This window comes from Nocardiopsis synnemataformans (assembly GCF_965343085.1).
Taxonomy (GTDB): domain Bacteria; phylum Actinomycetota; class Actinomycetes; order Streptosporangiales; family Streptosporangiaceae; genus Nocardiopsis; species Nocardiopsis alborubida.
In genome coordinates, this window is the sequence record NZ_CBDRFA010000079.1 from 24,174 (window position 1) to 38,374 (window position 14,201).

The 14,201-nt window shown below is 72.4% G+C and carries 15 protein-coding genes; 3 read left to right on the forward strand and 12 right to left on the reverse strand.

From position 1 onward, the window contains the following. Nucleotides 1-26 precede the first annotated feature (26 nt). Genes ACSIH6_RS32355 through ACSIH6_RS32370 form a run of 4 tightly spaced genes read right to left on the reverse strand, consistent with a single transcriptional unit; the run spans nucleotide 27 to nucleotide 3,718 of the window. Nucleotides 27-836 (reverse strand): enoyl-CoA hydratase-related protein, encoded by an 810-nt coding sequence (locus tag ACSIH6_RS32355; protein WP_435112142.1) that lies wholly within the window; start codon nucleotides 834-836, stop codon nucleotides 27-29. 4 nt (nucleotides 837-840) lie between these two features. Then, nucleotides 841-1,731: a 3-hydroxyacyl-CoA dehydrogenase family protein gene (locus ACSIH6_RS32360; RefSeq protein ID WP_435112143.1), complete on the reverse strand. Its 891-nt coding sequence runs from the start codon at nucleotides 1,729-1,731 to the stop codon at nucleotides 841-843. Continuing rightward, entirely contained in the window at nucleotides 1,728-2,486 is a 759-nt protein-coding gene (locus tag ACSIH6_RS32365) for an enoyl-CoA hydratase/isomerase family protein (RefSeq protein WP_435112144.1), read from the reverse strand. Before ACSIH6_RS32365 ends, ACSIH6_RS32360 begins: the two co-directional genes overlap by 4 nt. Further along, nucleotides 2,483-3,718, reverse strand: coding sequence for a thiolase family protein (locus ACSIH6_RS32370; protein ID WP_435112145.1), 1,236 nt, complete (start codon nucleotides 3,716-3,718; stop codon nucleotides 2,483-2,485). The genes ACSIH6_RS32365 and ACSIH6_RS32370 overlap by 4 nt, the downstream gene beginning before the upstream one ends. A gap of 244 nt (nucleotides 3,719-3,962) precedes the next feature. On the opposite strand from ACSIH6_RS32370, the gene paaK reads away from it, so the two are divergent. Next, nucleotides 3,963-5,315 carry a phenylacetate--CoA ligase PaaK gene (paaK, locus tag ACSIH6_RS32375; RefSeq protein ID WP_435112146.1) on the forward strand — a complete coding sequence of 451 codons (1,353 nt, stop codon included), beginning with the start codon at nucleotides 3,963-3,965 and terminating at the stop codon, nucleotides 5,313-5,315. Between the two features lie 106 nt (nucleotides 5,316-5,421). Here paaK and ACSIH6_RS32380 read toward each other — a convergent pair whose 3' ends face one another. The 5 genes from ACSIH6_RS32380 to ACSIH6_RS32400 form a co-directional block, all read right to left on the reverse strand. Continuing rightward, nucleotides 5,422-6,429, reverse strand: coding sequence for a 3-oxoacyl-ACP synthase III family protein (locus ACSIH6_RS32380; protein ID WP_435112147.1), 1,008 nt, complete (start codon nucleotides 6,427-6,429; stop codon nucleotides 5,422-5,424). 108 nt (nucleotides 6,430-6,537) lie between these two features. Beyond that, complete coding sequence (locus tag ACSIH6_RS32385) at nucleotides 6,538-7,038, reverse strand: DUF2165 family protein (protein WP_435112148.1); 501 nt, start codon at nucleotides 7,036-7,038, stop codon at nucleotides 6,538-6,540. A gap of 71 nt (nucleotides 7,039-7,109) precedes the next feature. Beyond that, nucleotides 7,110-7,952: an HAD family hydrolase gene (locus tag ACSIH6_RS32390; protein ID WP_435112149.1), complete on the reverse strand. Its 843-nt coding sequence runs from the start codon at nucleotides 7,950-7,952 to the stop codon at nucleotides 7,110-7,112. Between the two features lie 77 nt (nucleotides 7,953-8,029). Beyond that, nucleotides 8,030-8,788 (reverse strand): AfsA-related hotdog domain-containing protein, encoded by a 759-nt coding sequence (locus ACSIH6_RS32395; protein WP_435112150.1) that lies wholly within the window; start codon nucleotides 8,786-8,788, stop codon nucleotides 8,030-8,032. A gap of 246 nt (nucleotides 8,789-9,034) precedes the next feature. Then, nucleotides 9,035-10,198, reverse strand: coding sequence for an MFS transporter (locus ACSIH6_RS32400; protein WP_435112151.1), 1,164 nt, complete (start codon nucleotides 10,196-10,198; stop codon nucleotides 9,035-9,037). Nucleotides 10,199-10,408: 210 nt separating this feature from the next. Here ACSIH6_RS32400 and ACSIH6_RS32405 point away from each other — a divergent pair, with 210 nt between their 5' ends. Beyond that, nucleotides 10,409-11,026, forward strand: coding sequence for a TetR/AcrR family transcriptional regulator (locus ACSIH6_RS32405; protein WP_435112152.1), 618 nt, complete (start codon nucleotides 10,409-10,411; stop codon nucleotides 11,024-11,026). Nucleotides 11,027-11,084: 58 nt separating this feature from the next. On the opposite strand, the gene ACSIH6_RS32410 is transcribed toward ACSIH6_RS32405, so the two are convergent. From ACSIH6_RS32410 to ACSIH6_RS32420, 3 genes are all read right to left on the reverse strand, one after another. Continuing rightward, entirely contained in the window at nucleotides 11,085-11,891 is an 807-nt protein-coding gene (locus ACSIH6_RS32410) for a hypothetical protein (protein ID WP_435112153.1), read from the reverse strand. A 237-nt stretch (nucleotides 11,892-12,128) separates the two neighbouring features. Continuing rightward, nucleotides 12,129-12,500, reverse strand: coding sequence for a VOC family protein (locus ACSIH6_RS32415; RefSeq protein ID WP_435112154.1), 372 nt, complete (start codon nucleotides 12,498-12,500; stop codon nucleotides 12,129-12,131). A 157-nt stretch (nucleotides 12,501-12,657) separates the two neighbouring features. Then, entirely contained in the window at nucleotides 12,658-13,197 is a 540-nt protein-coding gene (locus tag ACSIH6_RS32420) for a class IV adenylate cyclase (RefSeq protein ID WP_435112157.1), read from the reverse strand. A 321-nt stretch (nucleotides 13,198-13,518) separates the two neighbouring features. Here ACSIH6_RS32420 and ACSIH6_RS32425 point away from each other — a divergent pair, with 321 nt between their 5' ends. Then, the gene (locus ACSIH6_RS32425) at nucleotides 13,519-14,016 is read left to right on the forward strand and encodes a hypothetical protein (protein WP_435112155.1); all 498 of its coding nucleotides are present in this window, start codon (nucleotides 13,519-13,521) and stop codon (nucleotides 14,014-14,016) included. Nucleotides 14,017-14,201: the final 185 nt, after the last annotated feature.

A 14,201-nucleotide genomic window follows, 5' to 3' on the forward strand; every position in this document is an offset into this window, starting at 1 on the left:
GTCCGCCGGGCGGAGAAAGTACCAGCTCAGCTTCCGGTGAAGGTCGGCCTCTCCTTGGCCAGGAAGGCACGCACCGCTCCGACGTGGTCGGCGGTCCGCCCCAGCTGGTTCTGGAGGTCGGCCTCCTCCTCCAGCAGCTCGGGCAGCTCGCGCCCGCCGGTGGCGGCCGAGCGCACCTCCCGCTTGGCCGCGACGAAGGCGCTGGTGGGACCGGAGGCCAGGCCCGTGGCCACCTCGCGGGCGCGCGCCTCCCAGGCGTCGTCGTCCACGACCTCGGTGACCAGGCCCAGCTCCAGGGCGCGCTCGGCACCCACGACCGTGCCCAGCAGCATCAGCTCCATCGCCCGCGCCTGGCCCAGCGAGGTCACCAGGCGGGAGGCCAGCCCGGAGTCCGAGGCCAGGCCGATGCCGGTGAAGGCGGTGCCGAACTTGGCCCGGCGGGCCGCGACCCGCACGTCCCCGGCCAGCGCGAATCCCAGACCCGCGCCCACGCAGGCGCCGCCGACGCCCACCACGACCGGCACCTGGACGTCCTCCAGGGCCAGCACGATGCGGTTGTAGTGCTCGCGCACGGTGTCCAGCGCGTCCTGGGGGCGCTCCTCCAGGATCCGCGCGTGCTCGGCCAGGTCCTGGCCCACGCAGAAGGCCCTGTCCGAACCCAGCAGCAGCACCGCGCGGGCGGTGGTGGACTCCGCCGCCTGACGCAGCGCCGCCAGCAGCTCCTCCTTGACCCGCCGGGTCAGGGCGGGCGTGTTCAGCCGTACCGTGGCCAGCCCGTCGGCCTCGGTGAACTCCGCCGCCCCGGATGCCTGTCCGGCCGCCGTGTCCTCGCTCAACGCTCTACTCTCCCTCGTCCCAGGTGTGGAAGCCCTGGCCGCTCTTGCGGCCCAGCTTTCCCTCGGCGACCATACGGCGCAGCAGCTCCGGAGGCGCGAACCGGTCCCCCAGTTCGGCGGCCAGGTACTCGGCGATGGCCAGGCGCACGTCCAGCCCCACCAGGTCGGTCAGGCGCAGCGGCCCCATGGGGTGGCGGTAGCCCAGCTCCATGGCGGTGTCGATGTCGGCGGGCGAGGCCACGCCCTCCTCGACCATGCGGATGGCCTCCAGACCCAGCATGACGCCCAGGCGGCTGGTGGCGAACCCGGGCGCGTCGCGGACCACGATCTCCGTCTTGCCCAGGGCGGCGACCCAGGCGCGGGCCGAGGCCAGGACGGCCTCGTCGGTCTCGGGGGCCACGACCAGCTCCACGAGTTTGGAGGCGGGGACGGGGTTGAAGAAGTGGGTGCCCAGGAAGCGCGCGGGGCGCTTGAGGGCGGCGGCCAGTTCGGTGACCGACAGCGAACTGGTGTTGGAGGCCAGGACGGTGTCCTCGCCCACGGCGGCCTCGGCGGCGGTGAGCACGGCGATCTTCAGCTCGGGCCGCTCCGGCACGGCCTCCACGACCAGCCCGGCGTCGGCCGGGATGTCGGCGGGGGTGGTGACCGTGTACAGCCGGGCCAGGTAGGCGGCGGGTTCGGCGTCGACCTTGCCGCGCTGGCGGGCCCTGTCCAGCCCGGCCGCCACGCGGGCGCGTCCGGCCTCGGCCGCCTCGGCGGTGGCCTCGACCAGCACCACGTCGGCGCCGACGGTGAGGAACTGCTGGACGATCCCGGCGCCCATGGTGCCGCCGCCGACGACGGCGACGGTGGCGGGAACGCCCTGCGCGGCGCTCCCCGGCTCGGTGGTGCTCAACGCTTCTTCCTCTCCAGGAAACGGGTCATGCGCTCGTGCTTGTCGGCGCTCTCGAACAGCACGGCCTGCGTCAGATCGTCGGCGAGCGGGTGGGGCCCGTCGGCGTCCAGGACCATCTTGGTCATGCGCAGGGCCAGCGCGGAGGAGGCGGCCATGCGGTCGATCAGGGCGTGGGCGCGCCCGCGCAGCTCCTCGGAGGGCACGATCTCGGCGACCAGGCCGTGGCGCAGCGCGGCCTCGGCGTCCAGGCGGTAGCCGCCCAGCAGCACCTGCTTGGCCACCGAGGCGCCGACCAGCTCCCGCAGCCGCCAGCACGCGCCCGCACCGGCGATGATGCCCAGGCCCGGTTCGGGCTGGGCGAACACGGCGGTGGGGGTGGCGATGCGGATGTCGCAGGCGTAGGACAGCTCGGCGCCGCCGCCCAGGGCGTAGCCGTCCACGGCCGCCACGGTGGGGGCCCGGAGGCGGTGCAGGCGCTCGAACAGGCGGCTGTTGATCCCGGCCAGCGCCTCCTCACGGCCGCGTTCGCGCAGCTCGGAGATGTCGGCGCCGCCCGCGAACACGGTGCCGTGCCCGGTCAGGAGCAGGGGTCTGGGCTCGGCCTCGACGCGCTCGCACACCCGGTGCAGTTCGGCGATCATCGTCGCGTTGATGGCGTTGCGGGCCTCGGGGCGGTGGAGCTGGACCACCACGCGGTCCTCGCGCCACTCCACGTCCAGGGTGGTGAAGTCCCCGGCGGTGCCGTTCCCGCTCACGGGCGCTCCACCAGCAGTGCGACGCCCTGGCCCACGCCCACGCACAGGGTGGCCAGGCCGCGGGCGGCGTCCTCGCGCTCCATGCGGTTGAGCAGGGTGACCAGGATGCGGGCGCCGGAGCTGCCCAGCGGGTGGCCCAGCGCGATGGCGCCGCCGTCGGCGTTGACGCGCTCCTCGTCCAGTTTGAGCTGGCGCATCACGGCCAGGGACTGGGCGGCGAAGGCCTCGTTGAGCTCCACGGCGCCGACCCCGTCCAGGTCCCACCCGGCGCGGCCGAGCACCTTGCGGGTGGCCGGGACCGGACCCAGGCCCATGACCTGCGGGGCCACCCCGGCCGAGGCGGAGGCGACCACGCGGGCGCGGGGGGTCAGGCCGTAGCGGCGCACGGCTTCGGCACCGGCCAGCACCAGCGCGGAGGCGCCGTCGGAGAGGGAGGAGGAGTTGCCCGCGGTGACGATGCCGCCCTCGCGGAAGACCGGGCGCAGCTTCGCCAGGCTCTCCATGCTGGAGCCGGGGCGCGGGCCCTCGTCGGCGGTGACCTCGCTGGTCTGGCCCTTGCGCCCGCGCACGGCGACCGGGACGGTCTCGGCGTCGAAGCGGCCCGCCTCGGCGGCGGCGACCGCGCGCTCGTGGCTGCGCAGCGCGAAGGCGTCGCACTCCTCGCGGGTGAGCCCCTCCAGGAGCGCGACCTCCTCTGCGGTCTCGCCCATGGACAGGGTGTAGCGCAGGTCGTCGGGGCCCGCGTCGGCGGGCGCCTCGGCGTCGGCCGCCGCGAAGCGCGGGTTGGTGAAGCGCCAGCCCAGGGAGGTGTCGGCGACCTCGCCCGGCTTGGCCCAGGGGGTTCCGGGCTTGGCCATCACCCAGGGGGCGCGTGTCATGGACTCCACGCCGCCCGCGACCACCACGTCGGCCTCGCCCGCGCGGATGGCCTGCGCGGCGGAGGCGACGGCGGTCAAGCCGCTGGCGCACAGCCGGTTGACGGTGTAGCCGGGCACGCTCGGGTCGAGTCCGGCGAGCAGCGCCGCCATGCGCGCGACGTTGCGGTTGTCCTCGCCCGCCTGGTTGGCGGCGCCCAGGATGACCTCGTCCACGGCCTCGCCGGGCACGCCCGCGCGGCGGACCGCCTCGGCGACGGCCGTGGCGGCCAGGTCGTCGGGGCGCACCGCTGCCAGGGCGCCGCCGTAGCGGCCCTGCGGGGTTCGCACCCCGTCGACCAAGTAGACCTCGCTCACGTGCGACCTCCCGTGGTAAAGACGGTGGTCGGGGCCACCGTCGCCTGTGAAATCATCGACACCTCTCCTTGACACGGCTGCCCGGAGACTGCGTTAATGCATTAGTAACCGAACGTTCGGTCAGTAAGCAAGTCGGTCCGATCCGCGACGGACCGCGCCGCCACGAGATCCGCGCGCCCACCCGCCCACCCCACCCAGGCGCCCGCGTCCTGGCGGGTCCCGCGCACAGTACACGGAGAGGCCCATGGCAAGCCACGACACCACCACGCTGTCGGCCGGAGCCACCGCCCGTCTGGGACGGGCACCCGCGCCCGAGACCCTGGATCCGGCCGAGCGCATGAGTGTCGACGAGCTGCGCGCCCTGCAACTCGAGCGCCTTCGGTGGAGCCTGGAGCACGCCTACGCCAACGTGCCCCTGTACCGCCGCAAGTTCGACGAGGCCGGGGTGCGTCCCGAGGACCTGCGGGAACTGGCGGACCTGCGCCACTTCCCGCACACCACCAAGGCCGACCTGCGCGACAACTACCCCTTCGGGATGTTCGCCGTCCCCCAGGAGAGGGTCAGCCGCATCCACGCCTCCAGCGGGACCACCGGCCGCCCCACCGTCGTGGGCTACACCCGCGAGGACATCGACACCTGGGCCGAGGTGGTGGCCCGCTCCATCCGCGCCGCGGGCGGGCGCCCCGGGCACAAGGTGCACGTCTCCTACGGCTACGGGCTCTTCACCGGCGGACTGGGCGCCCACTACGGCGCCGAGAGGCTCGGCTGCACGGTCATCCCGGCCTCGGGCGGGCAGACGGCCAAGCAGGTCCAGCTCATCCGGGACTTCGAACCCGACATCATCATGGTCACCCCCAGCTACATGCTGACACTGATGGACGAGTTCGAGCATCAGGGAATCGACCCGCGTACGACCTCGCTCAAGCTCGGGATCTTCGGCGCCGAGCCCTGGACCGAGAAGATGCGCACCGAGATCGAGGAGCGCTTCGACATCCACGCCGTGGACATCTACGGCCTGTCGGAGGTCATGGGGCCGGGCGTGGCCAACGAGTGCGTGGAGACCAAGGACGGCCTGCACGTGTGGGAGGACCACTTCTACCCCGAGGTGCTCGACCCCCTCACCCAGGACGTGCTGCCCGACGGCTCGAACGGCGAACTGGTCTTCACCTCGCTGACCAAGCAGGCCATGCCGGTGATCCGCTACCGCACCCGCGACCTGACCACGCTGCGCCCGGGCACGGCCCGGCCCATGCGGCGCATGGACAAGGTGACCGGGCGCAGCGACGACATGATCATCCTGCGCGGCGTGAACGTCTTCCCGACCCAGATCGAGGAGATCGTGCTGGGCCTGGACGGGCTGGCCCCGCACTTCCAGCTGGTGCTGACCAAGGAGGGGCGCCTGGACCGCATGGCGGTGCGCATCGAGGCGGCCCCGGACTGCACCGCCGAGCGGCGCGTGACCCTCAGCAGGCAGATCGTGGCGACGGTCAAGGACAGGGTCGGCGTGAGCGTGACCGTGGACGTGGTCGACCCCGAACAGATCGAACGCTCGGTGGGCAAGTTCCGCCGCATCGTCGACCAGCGGCCCAGGGAGTAGCGGGGCGCGGGTGACGCACGGCCGCCGCGGGGCGGATGGGAGGACTCCGCGGCGGCCGTGTCATGTGTGCGCGTCGCCCCCGGGCCGACCGGCCGTGTCAGGCCGGTCACCAACGCATGAGCGCCAACCCGCTGGCCATTCCACCTCCGAACCCGGTCAACAGGAGCGTGTCACCGGAGCGCACCTCGCCCGAGCGGACGGCCGCGTCCAGGGTGATGGGGATGGAGGCGGCCCCCGTGTTCCCGTACTCGTGCACGGTCGTGTGCACCCGCGCCGCGACCAGACCCAGTTCCCGTGCGAGGCCCTCGATCATGTGCCCGTTGGCCTGGTGCGGGACCAGGTGAGCGATGTCGGCCTCGGGCACGTCGACGTCCTTGAGGAACGCGCGTACGGCGGGAGGGACGTGCTCGCTGACGAAGTCGCGCACACCGCGACCGTCCATTGTGAAGTAGTGCTCTCCGTTGGCGAGGGTCGCCTCACTGGCCGGAAGGCGGCTTCCGCCCGCCGGGACACGGATGAGGTCCCGGTGGGCCCCCGAACTGCTGAGCCTCGTGGCGATCACTCCCCGCCCGCGGGGCACCGGACCGAGTACCGCCGCACCCGCTCCGTCACCGAACAGCACCACCGTCCTGCGGTCGGCCGGATCGAGTATCCGGGAGTACACGTCAGCTCCGATCACCAGGGCGTAGCCGTCCCCCGACGCGCTGAGCGCGCGCTGCACCACCGACAGCGCGAAGACGAATCCGCTGCACACCGCGTTGATGTCGAACGCCGCCGTGTCCGGTGTGGCGCCGATCCCCTCGGCGACGGCGGTCGCCGTGGGCGGCTGGGGGGAGTCCGGGGTGGAGGTGGCGACGACGACGAAGGACAGGTCCGCCGGGCTGACCCCCGCCCGCTCCAGCGCCGCGCGCCCCGCCTTCACGGCCAGATCGGACGTCGCCTCCCCGGGGTCGGCCCATCTTCGGTTCCGGATGCCGGTCTTGCGGATGATCCAGGCGTCGTCGACCCCCGCCGGGGCGCCCACCTCGGTGTTGCCGACCTCCCGTGAGGGGAGGTGTGAGCCTGTGCCGATCACGCCGATCGGCACAGGCTGCCAGGTTCTGGTGTGTTCCATGTGCTCTCCGTAAGTCTTCAGGTGTTCCGGGAGGGGCGGATCCGCCCGGTGTGGGCGGTGGTCCCGGGCGCGGCCGGGCCGGACGGTGGCCCGGCCGCGCCCTCCCTGTCAGGCCCCGTTCCCGGAGGGGGGAACAGCGCGGGGCAGATTGACCAGGACCATCGCGCCGATGGCGACGATGAGCAGGGTGAAGTGCACCTGCTGAACCGCGGGCATCGCGATCCAGTACCCGAACCACAGCCCGCCCACGAGGAACATCAGGGCCAGTCCCGCCAGGGCGCAGAGCGCGATGTTGCCCAGGAGGGTCGCGCGGGTGCCGTCCCCGCGTCCGAACCACAGACGCACGTGCGCCGCGGTCGCCGCCCACAACAGCACCACGCTGAGCACCTGGTAGGCGATGACCGCGTAGAGCGCGGGGGCGGCCAGGCTCGCGGGGAGCGCCCGGCCGACGAGCCCGTTGCCGCGAACCGGGTCGGCGATCAGCCCCTCCATCGTCAGGACCTGCCCGATGAGCGCGGTGTTGGTTCCGCTGTCGGTGACGTTGTTGAGCATGATCAGGCTCAACCAGGCGGCCATACCGCCCAGGACCAGGGTCTGGGGATAGAGCAACCCCGTACCCGCGCGCGCCGAACGGGCAGCCGAACGGGCATCTGTGTCGGACCCGCGCCTTGTCTGTACCATCATCGAACTCCCGTAGGTGTGGGCCGCCCGGCGGAATCCGGGTCGGTGTGGGTGTCGGTCCCCGTCGACCAGCGCGCGAGCGCGCAGCCGCAGCGGCACTCGTCTCCGTGGCGGAGGGGAACGTGCGCGGACGAGGCGCCGCCGTAGGAGCGCGGCGTCGAACGGGTCTCCAGCACGGGCCATCCACGCGCGACCGCGTGCGCGCGAAGGTCCGGGTCGCCGGCGACGACGTGCGGGTGCCCGACGGCCTCCAACAGCGCGAGGTCGCTGATGTGGTCCCCGTAGCCGTGGCTGTCCGGGAGGGAGAGGCCGCGGGAGGCGGCGAACTCCGCGGCCGCCTCGCCTTTGGCCCGGCCGATCATGGTGCGTGTGACCTCTCCGGTGAACAGGCCGCCGCGCACCACCGGTTCGCTCCCCAGGGCCGCGGTCGCCCCGAGCGCCTCGGCCACCGGGTCCAGACAGGCGAAGAAGGAACCCGAGAGGAGGACGGTGTCCGCACCGGCGGCGCGGTGGCGGTCGAGTTCGTCCACGGCACGGGTGTGCAGGAAGCCGGGGTCCCGGACCCGTTCGGCGAACCAGCGCCTGCCGCTCGCGGCGACCGTGGCCCGGGCCTCCCCCCGGTAGAGGCGGTAGTAGGCGCGGTTGACGTCCTCGCGGGGCGTGCCCTGCCGTGCCCGCCCGCGCAGTTCGCCCGCCAGACGGTCGTAGACCGACGACGGTTCACCGCGCTCACGCAGGTAGAAGGCCAGGAAGCTGAACATGCTCTTGTCCGAGATCAGGGTCTCGTCGACGTCGAAGAAGGCCCCGTAGCGGGGTCTGTGCCGCGGTTGGCTCTCCAACACGGCGTTTCCTCTCTGTGTCAGGTGTTCACGGGTGACTGTGGACCGGACGGTCCGGTGGTGGTCCCGCGCGAGAGGCCTCAGGCCAGGGACGCGGCGGTGTGCTCGGGCTGCCGCGCGGACGTGCTCGCGAGCATGTGGTCGAGGGCCCGTTCGGCGCGGCGGTGCTCGACCCCCTTCAGTACGGCGGTGTCGAAGGCGGTGAAGGCGACCTCGGAGCGCGCCGCGCGGCGACCGCCCTGCTCGATGTCCACACGTGCGGTGAACTCCAGTCGCGCGGGGTCGGACAGCTCGGCGGACTGGATGAGGTAGCGGATGCGCGCGTCGACCGGGAAGAGGAAGTTCTCGAACGTGGTCGCCAGGGAGTTGACCACGAAGTAGTAGTGGCGCTCGGGCCAGCGGTGCGTGTAGTACCGCTCGGTGACGGCGAGGAACATCTGGCGCGCCGCCTCGACCACGACCATGCCCTGGGTGTGCTGGCCGGTCTGGTGGTCGAGCAGCAGCTCGTTGTTCTGGTGCAGGCGCAGGGCCGCGTGGAAGATCTGGTCGTCATGGCGGCCGAGGTCGGCGATCAGCACGTTCTCCTCGCGGTGCTTGTGCGCCTCGGCCCGCTTGGCGAGACGGGGAGGGTGTTCCTGGAGGAGGATGCGCTCCTCCAGGCCGCGGCGTCTGAGCACGCCGCGGATGTACTCCCACTCGTACTCGCCGATGCCCTGGCCTCCTCTGAGGGTCACCGGGCCGGGGACGTCGTCGTAGGCCCCCGCCCTCAGTGCGCCCAGGAACGCGCTGAGGGTCTGGACCCGCTCATGCACCGCGAATCCGGCGAACCTGTCTCCCACAACACAGAGGGCAGAAACGATCTGACTGGACATCGCACACACCTTTCTGATCTTTGAATGCATTCGGATGTCCCCCTTTTCCCACGCGCACGAAAGGCCAACGGAGAAAAGGAAGGACGCACGTCCGGAAAACGGCAGGGAAAAAGTCGGGGCGATCCTGGGTCCGGGCTGGCCCGGGAAGGGATGCGGGTGGGGACGGCCGGGACCGGTCGCGTGCGGGCGCGCGGACCGCGACCGGTCCCGTTCTCAGAGCTGGCGCGCGCTCCCGGAGCGGACCGTCGCCCCCAGGGCCAGCAGCGCCCCGGCGCCCAGGATCGCGGCGGCGGCCAGCGACACCGCGGGGAAGCCGAACCCGGCGAGAGCGGTGGCCAGTTGCGGGCCGAGCCCCGCGCCGACGAAGAGGAAGAAGGTGTAGAGCGCGACGGCGCTGCCGCGCGCGGCACCCGCCCTCGCGCCGATGGCCTGGACGAGGCCGGGGGCCGCCACGGCGATACCGGCGACGAAGACGAAGAGGCACACGCCGATGGCCACGCCCTCGCTGAGGAACGCGCAGACGACCGCCAGCAGGGCGGCGGCCCCGAGGGAGAGGGCGATCCGCCGCTCCGGTGCGATCCTCGCCAACCAGGGGGTCAGCAGCGGGATGGCCAGCATCGCCGGGAGGGCGCTGGCGCGCAGGGCCAGCAGGGCGCCGTCATCTCCGGCGAGCGCCGAAGGCCCCGCGACCTGCAAACCGCTGTAGACGCCCACGAAGCCCGTGAGGACCGTCAGTGTGGCGCCGTAGAGCAGCAGGAGCCTCCCGTTGCCCACAAGCCCGGCCATGGCGGCGAAGGCGTCCGCCACGGTCGCCCCTCCGGCGGCCTCGTCCGCGCGCAGGACCAGCCGTAGTCCGGCCGCGCCCAGGGCGAGCGCGGCACCGCCGACGAAGAAGACCGACTCCCAGCCGAGCGCCTGCCCGATGCCCTGTGCCGCGAGCTGCCCCAGGACCGCCGCGGCGAGGAAGGAGCTGGTCAGCCAGGTGATGGCGGTGACACGGCGGTGCGGATCGACACGGGTCGCGATATAGGCGAAGGCGGAGGGGGCGAAGGTCGCGGCCACGAGCCCCTGGACCGCGCGCAGGACGAGTGCCGCCCCCAGCGACGAGGCGAGGGGGACCACGGCGGTGACCACGGCGGTGGCCGCGAGGCCGACGACGATCGTGCGGCGGGGACCGAAGCGGTCGGCGGCCGGCCCGGCGAACAGGAAGCCGGTGGCGTAGGCGATCGCGAAGGCGGTGGCCGTCCACGCGACCGAGGTGGGACCGCTCCCCCAGTCGGCGGCCATGAGGGCGAAGAGCGGAATGACGGTGTAGAGCTGGCCGACCACCAGCATTCCCGCGAGGGAAAGCGCGGTGACGGTTATCGCAAACGACATGCGCGCAGAAGTCGGAGGGCCGCCCACGGCGCCCTCCGTTTTTATCGATGCCATGTCTCCACTATGGAAACCAACCAGTTGGTTGTCAAGGCGAAAAAGGAATTACCCCCAGTCCGGATCCGGCCATGTACCGTGCCTCACACACTGCGGCGGGAAACCGTTTCGCCACCCAATGCAACCAACTAGTTGGTATTGCGTTACCATGTCGCCATGACCAAGAGAACGGAAACAACTCGCGCACTCCTGCTCAAGGCCGCGCGAACGGAGTTCGCCGCGTACGGGATCGCGGGTGCGCGTGTGGACCGCATCGCCGAACGGGCCGGAATCAACAAACAGCGGATCTACGCGAACTTCGGCGACAAGGAGCAGCTCTTCCAGCACGTGGTGGGCGACGCACTGGACGAGTTGTCCCAGGTCGTGGCGCTCGACGAGGACACGGATCCGGCTTCCTACGTGGCGCGCGTGTTCGACTACCACAGGACCAGGCCCGAGCTGCTCAGGCTCCTGCTGTGGGAGTCCCTGCACTACGGTGAGCAACCGCTTCCCGACGAGGAGGGCCGGGCCCTCCTGTACGAGGCCAAGCTCTCCTCCCTCGCGCGGCAGCTCGGCACGCCGCTCTCGCTCGACACACGGCACCTGCTGCTGAGCCTCATCGGTCTGGCCGCGTGGCCGCAGATCACACCCCAGCTCGCCCGGCTGATCGTGGGCCCGGACGCCCACGAGGACGAGGCCCAGGCGCGCCTGCGGGATCACATCGTCGAGTTCGTCCGAAGCGCCACGCGAACGGCTCCGTCCGCACCGGTGTCCGGTGCGGACGGAGCCGTCTGACCGTCGTCGGCGGCCCTGGTCGGGGAAGGGACTCAGGCCCGCCGCCCACCCGGCCTGTTCACGCGGCGCCGTCGGCCAGCGCGGCGGGCGGAGGCGGCTGTTCACCGCTTCCCTCCAGCGCGGCGATCCAGGCGTCGTGCAGCCACATCTGCGTGGCCCGCCGCTGAGCCGCCGTGTCCCAGGTGACGTCGCGCTCGAAGGTCATCACCCGCGAGTCGGCTCCGACGATGACCCATGCGTAACGCCCGTCCTCATGGCGGGTCTTGACCTTGACGCCGGGGATGACGTGCTCGCGCCCGTCCTCGTCCACGACCGTCTCGTCATGGCGGTCCACCCACTGCTCGCTCAGACCCTGGAGGTAGTCGTCGTCGAGCCGCCCCAACCAGCTGTAGGCGGCCTGGCGCGCCTGCTCCGCGTCCGGCAGGTCCCCCGGGTCGTTGTCCACGTCCGGGTCCAGTGCGGTGTAGCCGACGACGCGGCCGTCCCCACCCCTGACGACGGAGACGTGCGGCCCTCCGAGGCGGACCTCCTCCGTGGGCTGGTGGCGGGTGACCGTCACCCGTTCGCCGTCATGGTTCCCGACGCGGACGTCGACCTCGTACCAGCCGGAGGGAGGCGTGAGGCCGAGCTCCTCCCCCAGGGAGGACAGCACGTCCCCGCCGCTGTTCGCGTCCACCGTCATGTCCCTACCGTTCTCCTCGGCGGTTCGCGGTGCGTGGTCAGCCGGGTCCGGCGCCGCACCGCTCCTGTCATCGGCGTAAGCCCAGATCGACGAGCCGAGCACGGCCGCGAGTGCCATGGTGGAGGCACCGAGCAGCAGGGGCCGCGTCCGGGTGAACCCGGCCGTACGTCGTCGTGTCGCCATGGTCGTCACTCCTCTCGCACCGCGCCGAGGCGAACCGGAGCACACCCCACCGACCCGGAGGTCCCGGTCTCGACGCGAGGGCACCACCATAGAAGCAACCAACCAGTTGGTTGTCAATATTGCGTGTCGGCCCACGGGAAGAGCCCGCCGTGCGGTACGCGGGGCGGGCTCCGCAAGCACCTTCCTTCCGGGAGCGGCGTCAGCGCGGCGACACGCCCCCGCTCTCGGGAGGCTCGGTCAGGAGGACGCGTCCTGTCCGTGCAGCAGGCAGAACTCGTTGCCCTCGGGGTCGGCCAGCACCGTCCACCTGGCGTCCTCGGGCTGTCCCACGTCCACCTGCACCGCGCCCAGTCCCAGCAGCCTCTCCAGCTCCTGGGCCACCGTCAGTCCGTCCGTGACGCGCAGGTCCAGGTGCAGGCGGTTCTTGATGCTCTTGCGCTCGGGCACGGCGAACACGTCGACCCCCAGGTCCGCCCCCGTGTGCGGAGCGAGACTGAACCCGTCCTCGGCCTCCTCCACGATCGGCCAGTCCAGCACACGGCTCCAGAACGCGGCCACGGCCTCGGCGTCGGCCGCGTCGATGGCGATCACACAGATACGGCTTCCCATGCCCGCAGCCTACGGGCGAGCACCGACATCCCGCCCGGAACGGTACCTCGGGCCACCCCGGCGAGACCTCCGGCCACCCCGCCCGGGGCCGGTGGGCCCGGTACCGGGGACACTGCCGCCCGGTCGGGCACCGTCGTCCGACCGGGGCCTCCCCGGGTCAGTGCGCCGCGGCGGCGTGCACGAGGACGTCGTAGCCGTCGGTGGTGCGCTCCAGGTCCGCGCCGAGCGAGCGCACCCACGCGTCGAGCCGCTCCTGGACGGCCGGGCCGTCGCGGTCGTCGTCCACGGTCAGCTCGACCTCCAGGAACACGCCCACGCCGCGCAGCTCGTCCACGCACACGGTGATCCCGCCCGCCCGGCCGACGCGGCGGGTCTTGACGATGCGCAGGGCCGGAACGTAGCCGAACTGGAGGAGGGCCCGGTGCATCTGCTCCCGGTCGGCGACGGCGGTCTCGTGCTCCACGTACTCCAGGGGGTTGGCGGCCGGGGTCTTGGCGGTGAGGACGTGCTCGCCGTCCTGGGTGCGCAGTCGGGCGAAGGTGCGTCCCGCCTTGGGCATGCCGAACTCCCAACCGGGCGGGGCGTAGGCCTGGTCGTCCTGCTCCGCGGGTTCGGAGAGGGCGACCCCGGCGGAGTCGAGGGCGGCCAGGAGCGCGGCGGGGTCGGCGACGCGGTACTTGGCCTCGATCTCGCGCATGCGTGTGCTCCTGGGGAGGTTGGTGCAGGGGTTGCCCACGAGCTTACCGAGGGTGAGCGTTCCCCCGCGCTGCTTGCCCGGTCCTTCTCCGGGACCGGCCGGGGGAGAAGAACCGCCGAGAACGTCCAGGTCACCGGGGTGCGGGAAATCCCCGGTCGCGTCCGGCATGCACGCCCCCCTACCGGGCAGAGGGTAAAGACAGTCCCCTTGAACGGTGTGCTCCACCCCATGTACGGGCTGGTGGCGCCGCCCGCGGACCGGGGGGACGACGCCGTGTGGTGCGCGGTGCGGCGCTCCACGCCCCCTGAAGGAGCACACCGAGTGGACGAGACAGCCAGCAGGGCGGGCTCGGGAGGACTGATCGAGGACTACCTGGCCCTGCGCCGCCACAAGTGGTGGCAGCGCGAGGCGCAGAGGCCCCAGGACGCCGTGATGGGCCGGGAGTGGACGATCGCCCCGGCGGACGAGGAGACCGAGGTCCCCGTGTCGTCGCTGGTGGTGGAGATGTCCGACCAGGAGGCGTGGTACTGGGGGTTTCGCGCTCCGGACAGCCTGCCGACGGACATGCGCTGGAGGGTGACCGTGCCCTACTCCCTGCCCGAGGGGCACCGGGGGCGGACCGCGGTGCGGGTGCTGCTCACCATGGGCAACAGGGCCGAACTGGTGACACCGCTGCACCCGGCGACCGCGCCGCTGGACGTTCCGGTGGAGCGGATCGTGACGGACACGGACGTGCCCGCCGAGGAGCTGCCGGGGATGTGGCTGAGCGTGGCGCTGCTGGGCGGAGCGGACGCACAGGGGTTCCGCGCGCTCTCCTGACCCCCGTGTGCCCTCCCCGCCCCGTTCCGGTCGCCCGGGCGACCGTTCGGCCCCGCTCCTGCACGGCCCCTGGAGTGCACGGCACCTGAAGTACTCGGCCCCGGAGGTTCCCGAGGAGCCCACCGGGGCCGGTCGTCGCGGGGGGGGGGGGGGGGGGGGGGGGGGGGGGGGGGGGGGGGGGGGGG

Coding starts and splice junctions, on each gene's coding strand:
- paaK (WP_435112146.1), top strand. CDS start 3,963: ATGGCAAGCCACGACACCACCACGCTGTCGGCCGGAGCCACCGCCCGT.
- ACSIH6_RS32380 (WP_435112147.1), bottom strand. CDS start 6,429: ATGGAACACACCAGAACCTGGCAGCCTGTGCCGATCGGCGTGATCGGC.
- ACSIH6_RS32400 (WP_435112151.1), bottom strand. CDS start 10,198: ATGTCGTTTGCGATAACCGTCACCGCGCTTTCCCTCGCGGGAATGCTG.
- ACSIH6_RS32405 (WP_435112152.1), top strand. CDS start 10,409: ATGACCAAGAGAACGGAAACAACTCGCGCACTCCTGCTCAAGGCCGCG.
- ACSIH6_RS32410 (WP_435112153.1), bottom strand. CDS start 11,891: ATGGCGACACGACGACGTACGGCCGGGTTCACCCGGACGCGGCCCCTG.
- ACSIH6_RS32415 (WP_435112154.1), bottom strand. CDS start 12,500: ATGGGAAGCCGTATCTGTGTGATCGCCATCGACGCGGCCGACGCCGAG.
- ACSIH6_RS32420 (WP_435112157.1), bottom strand. CDS start 13,197: ATGCGCGAGATCGAGGCCAAGTACCGCGTCGCCGACCCCGCCGCGCTC.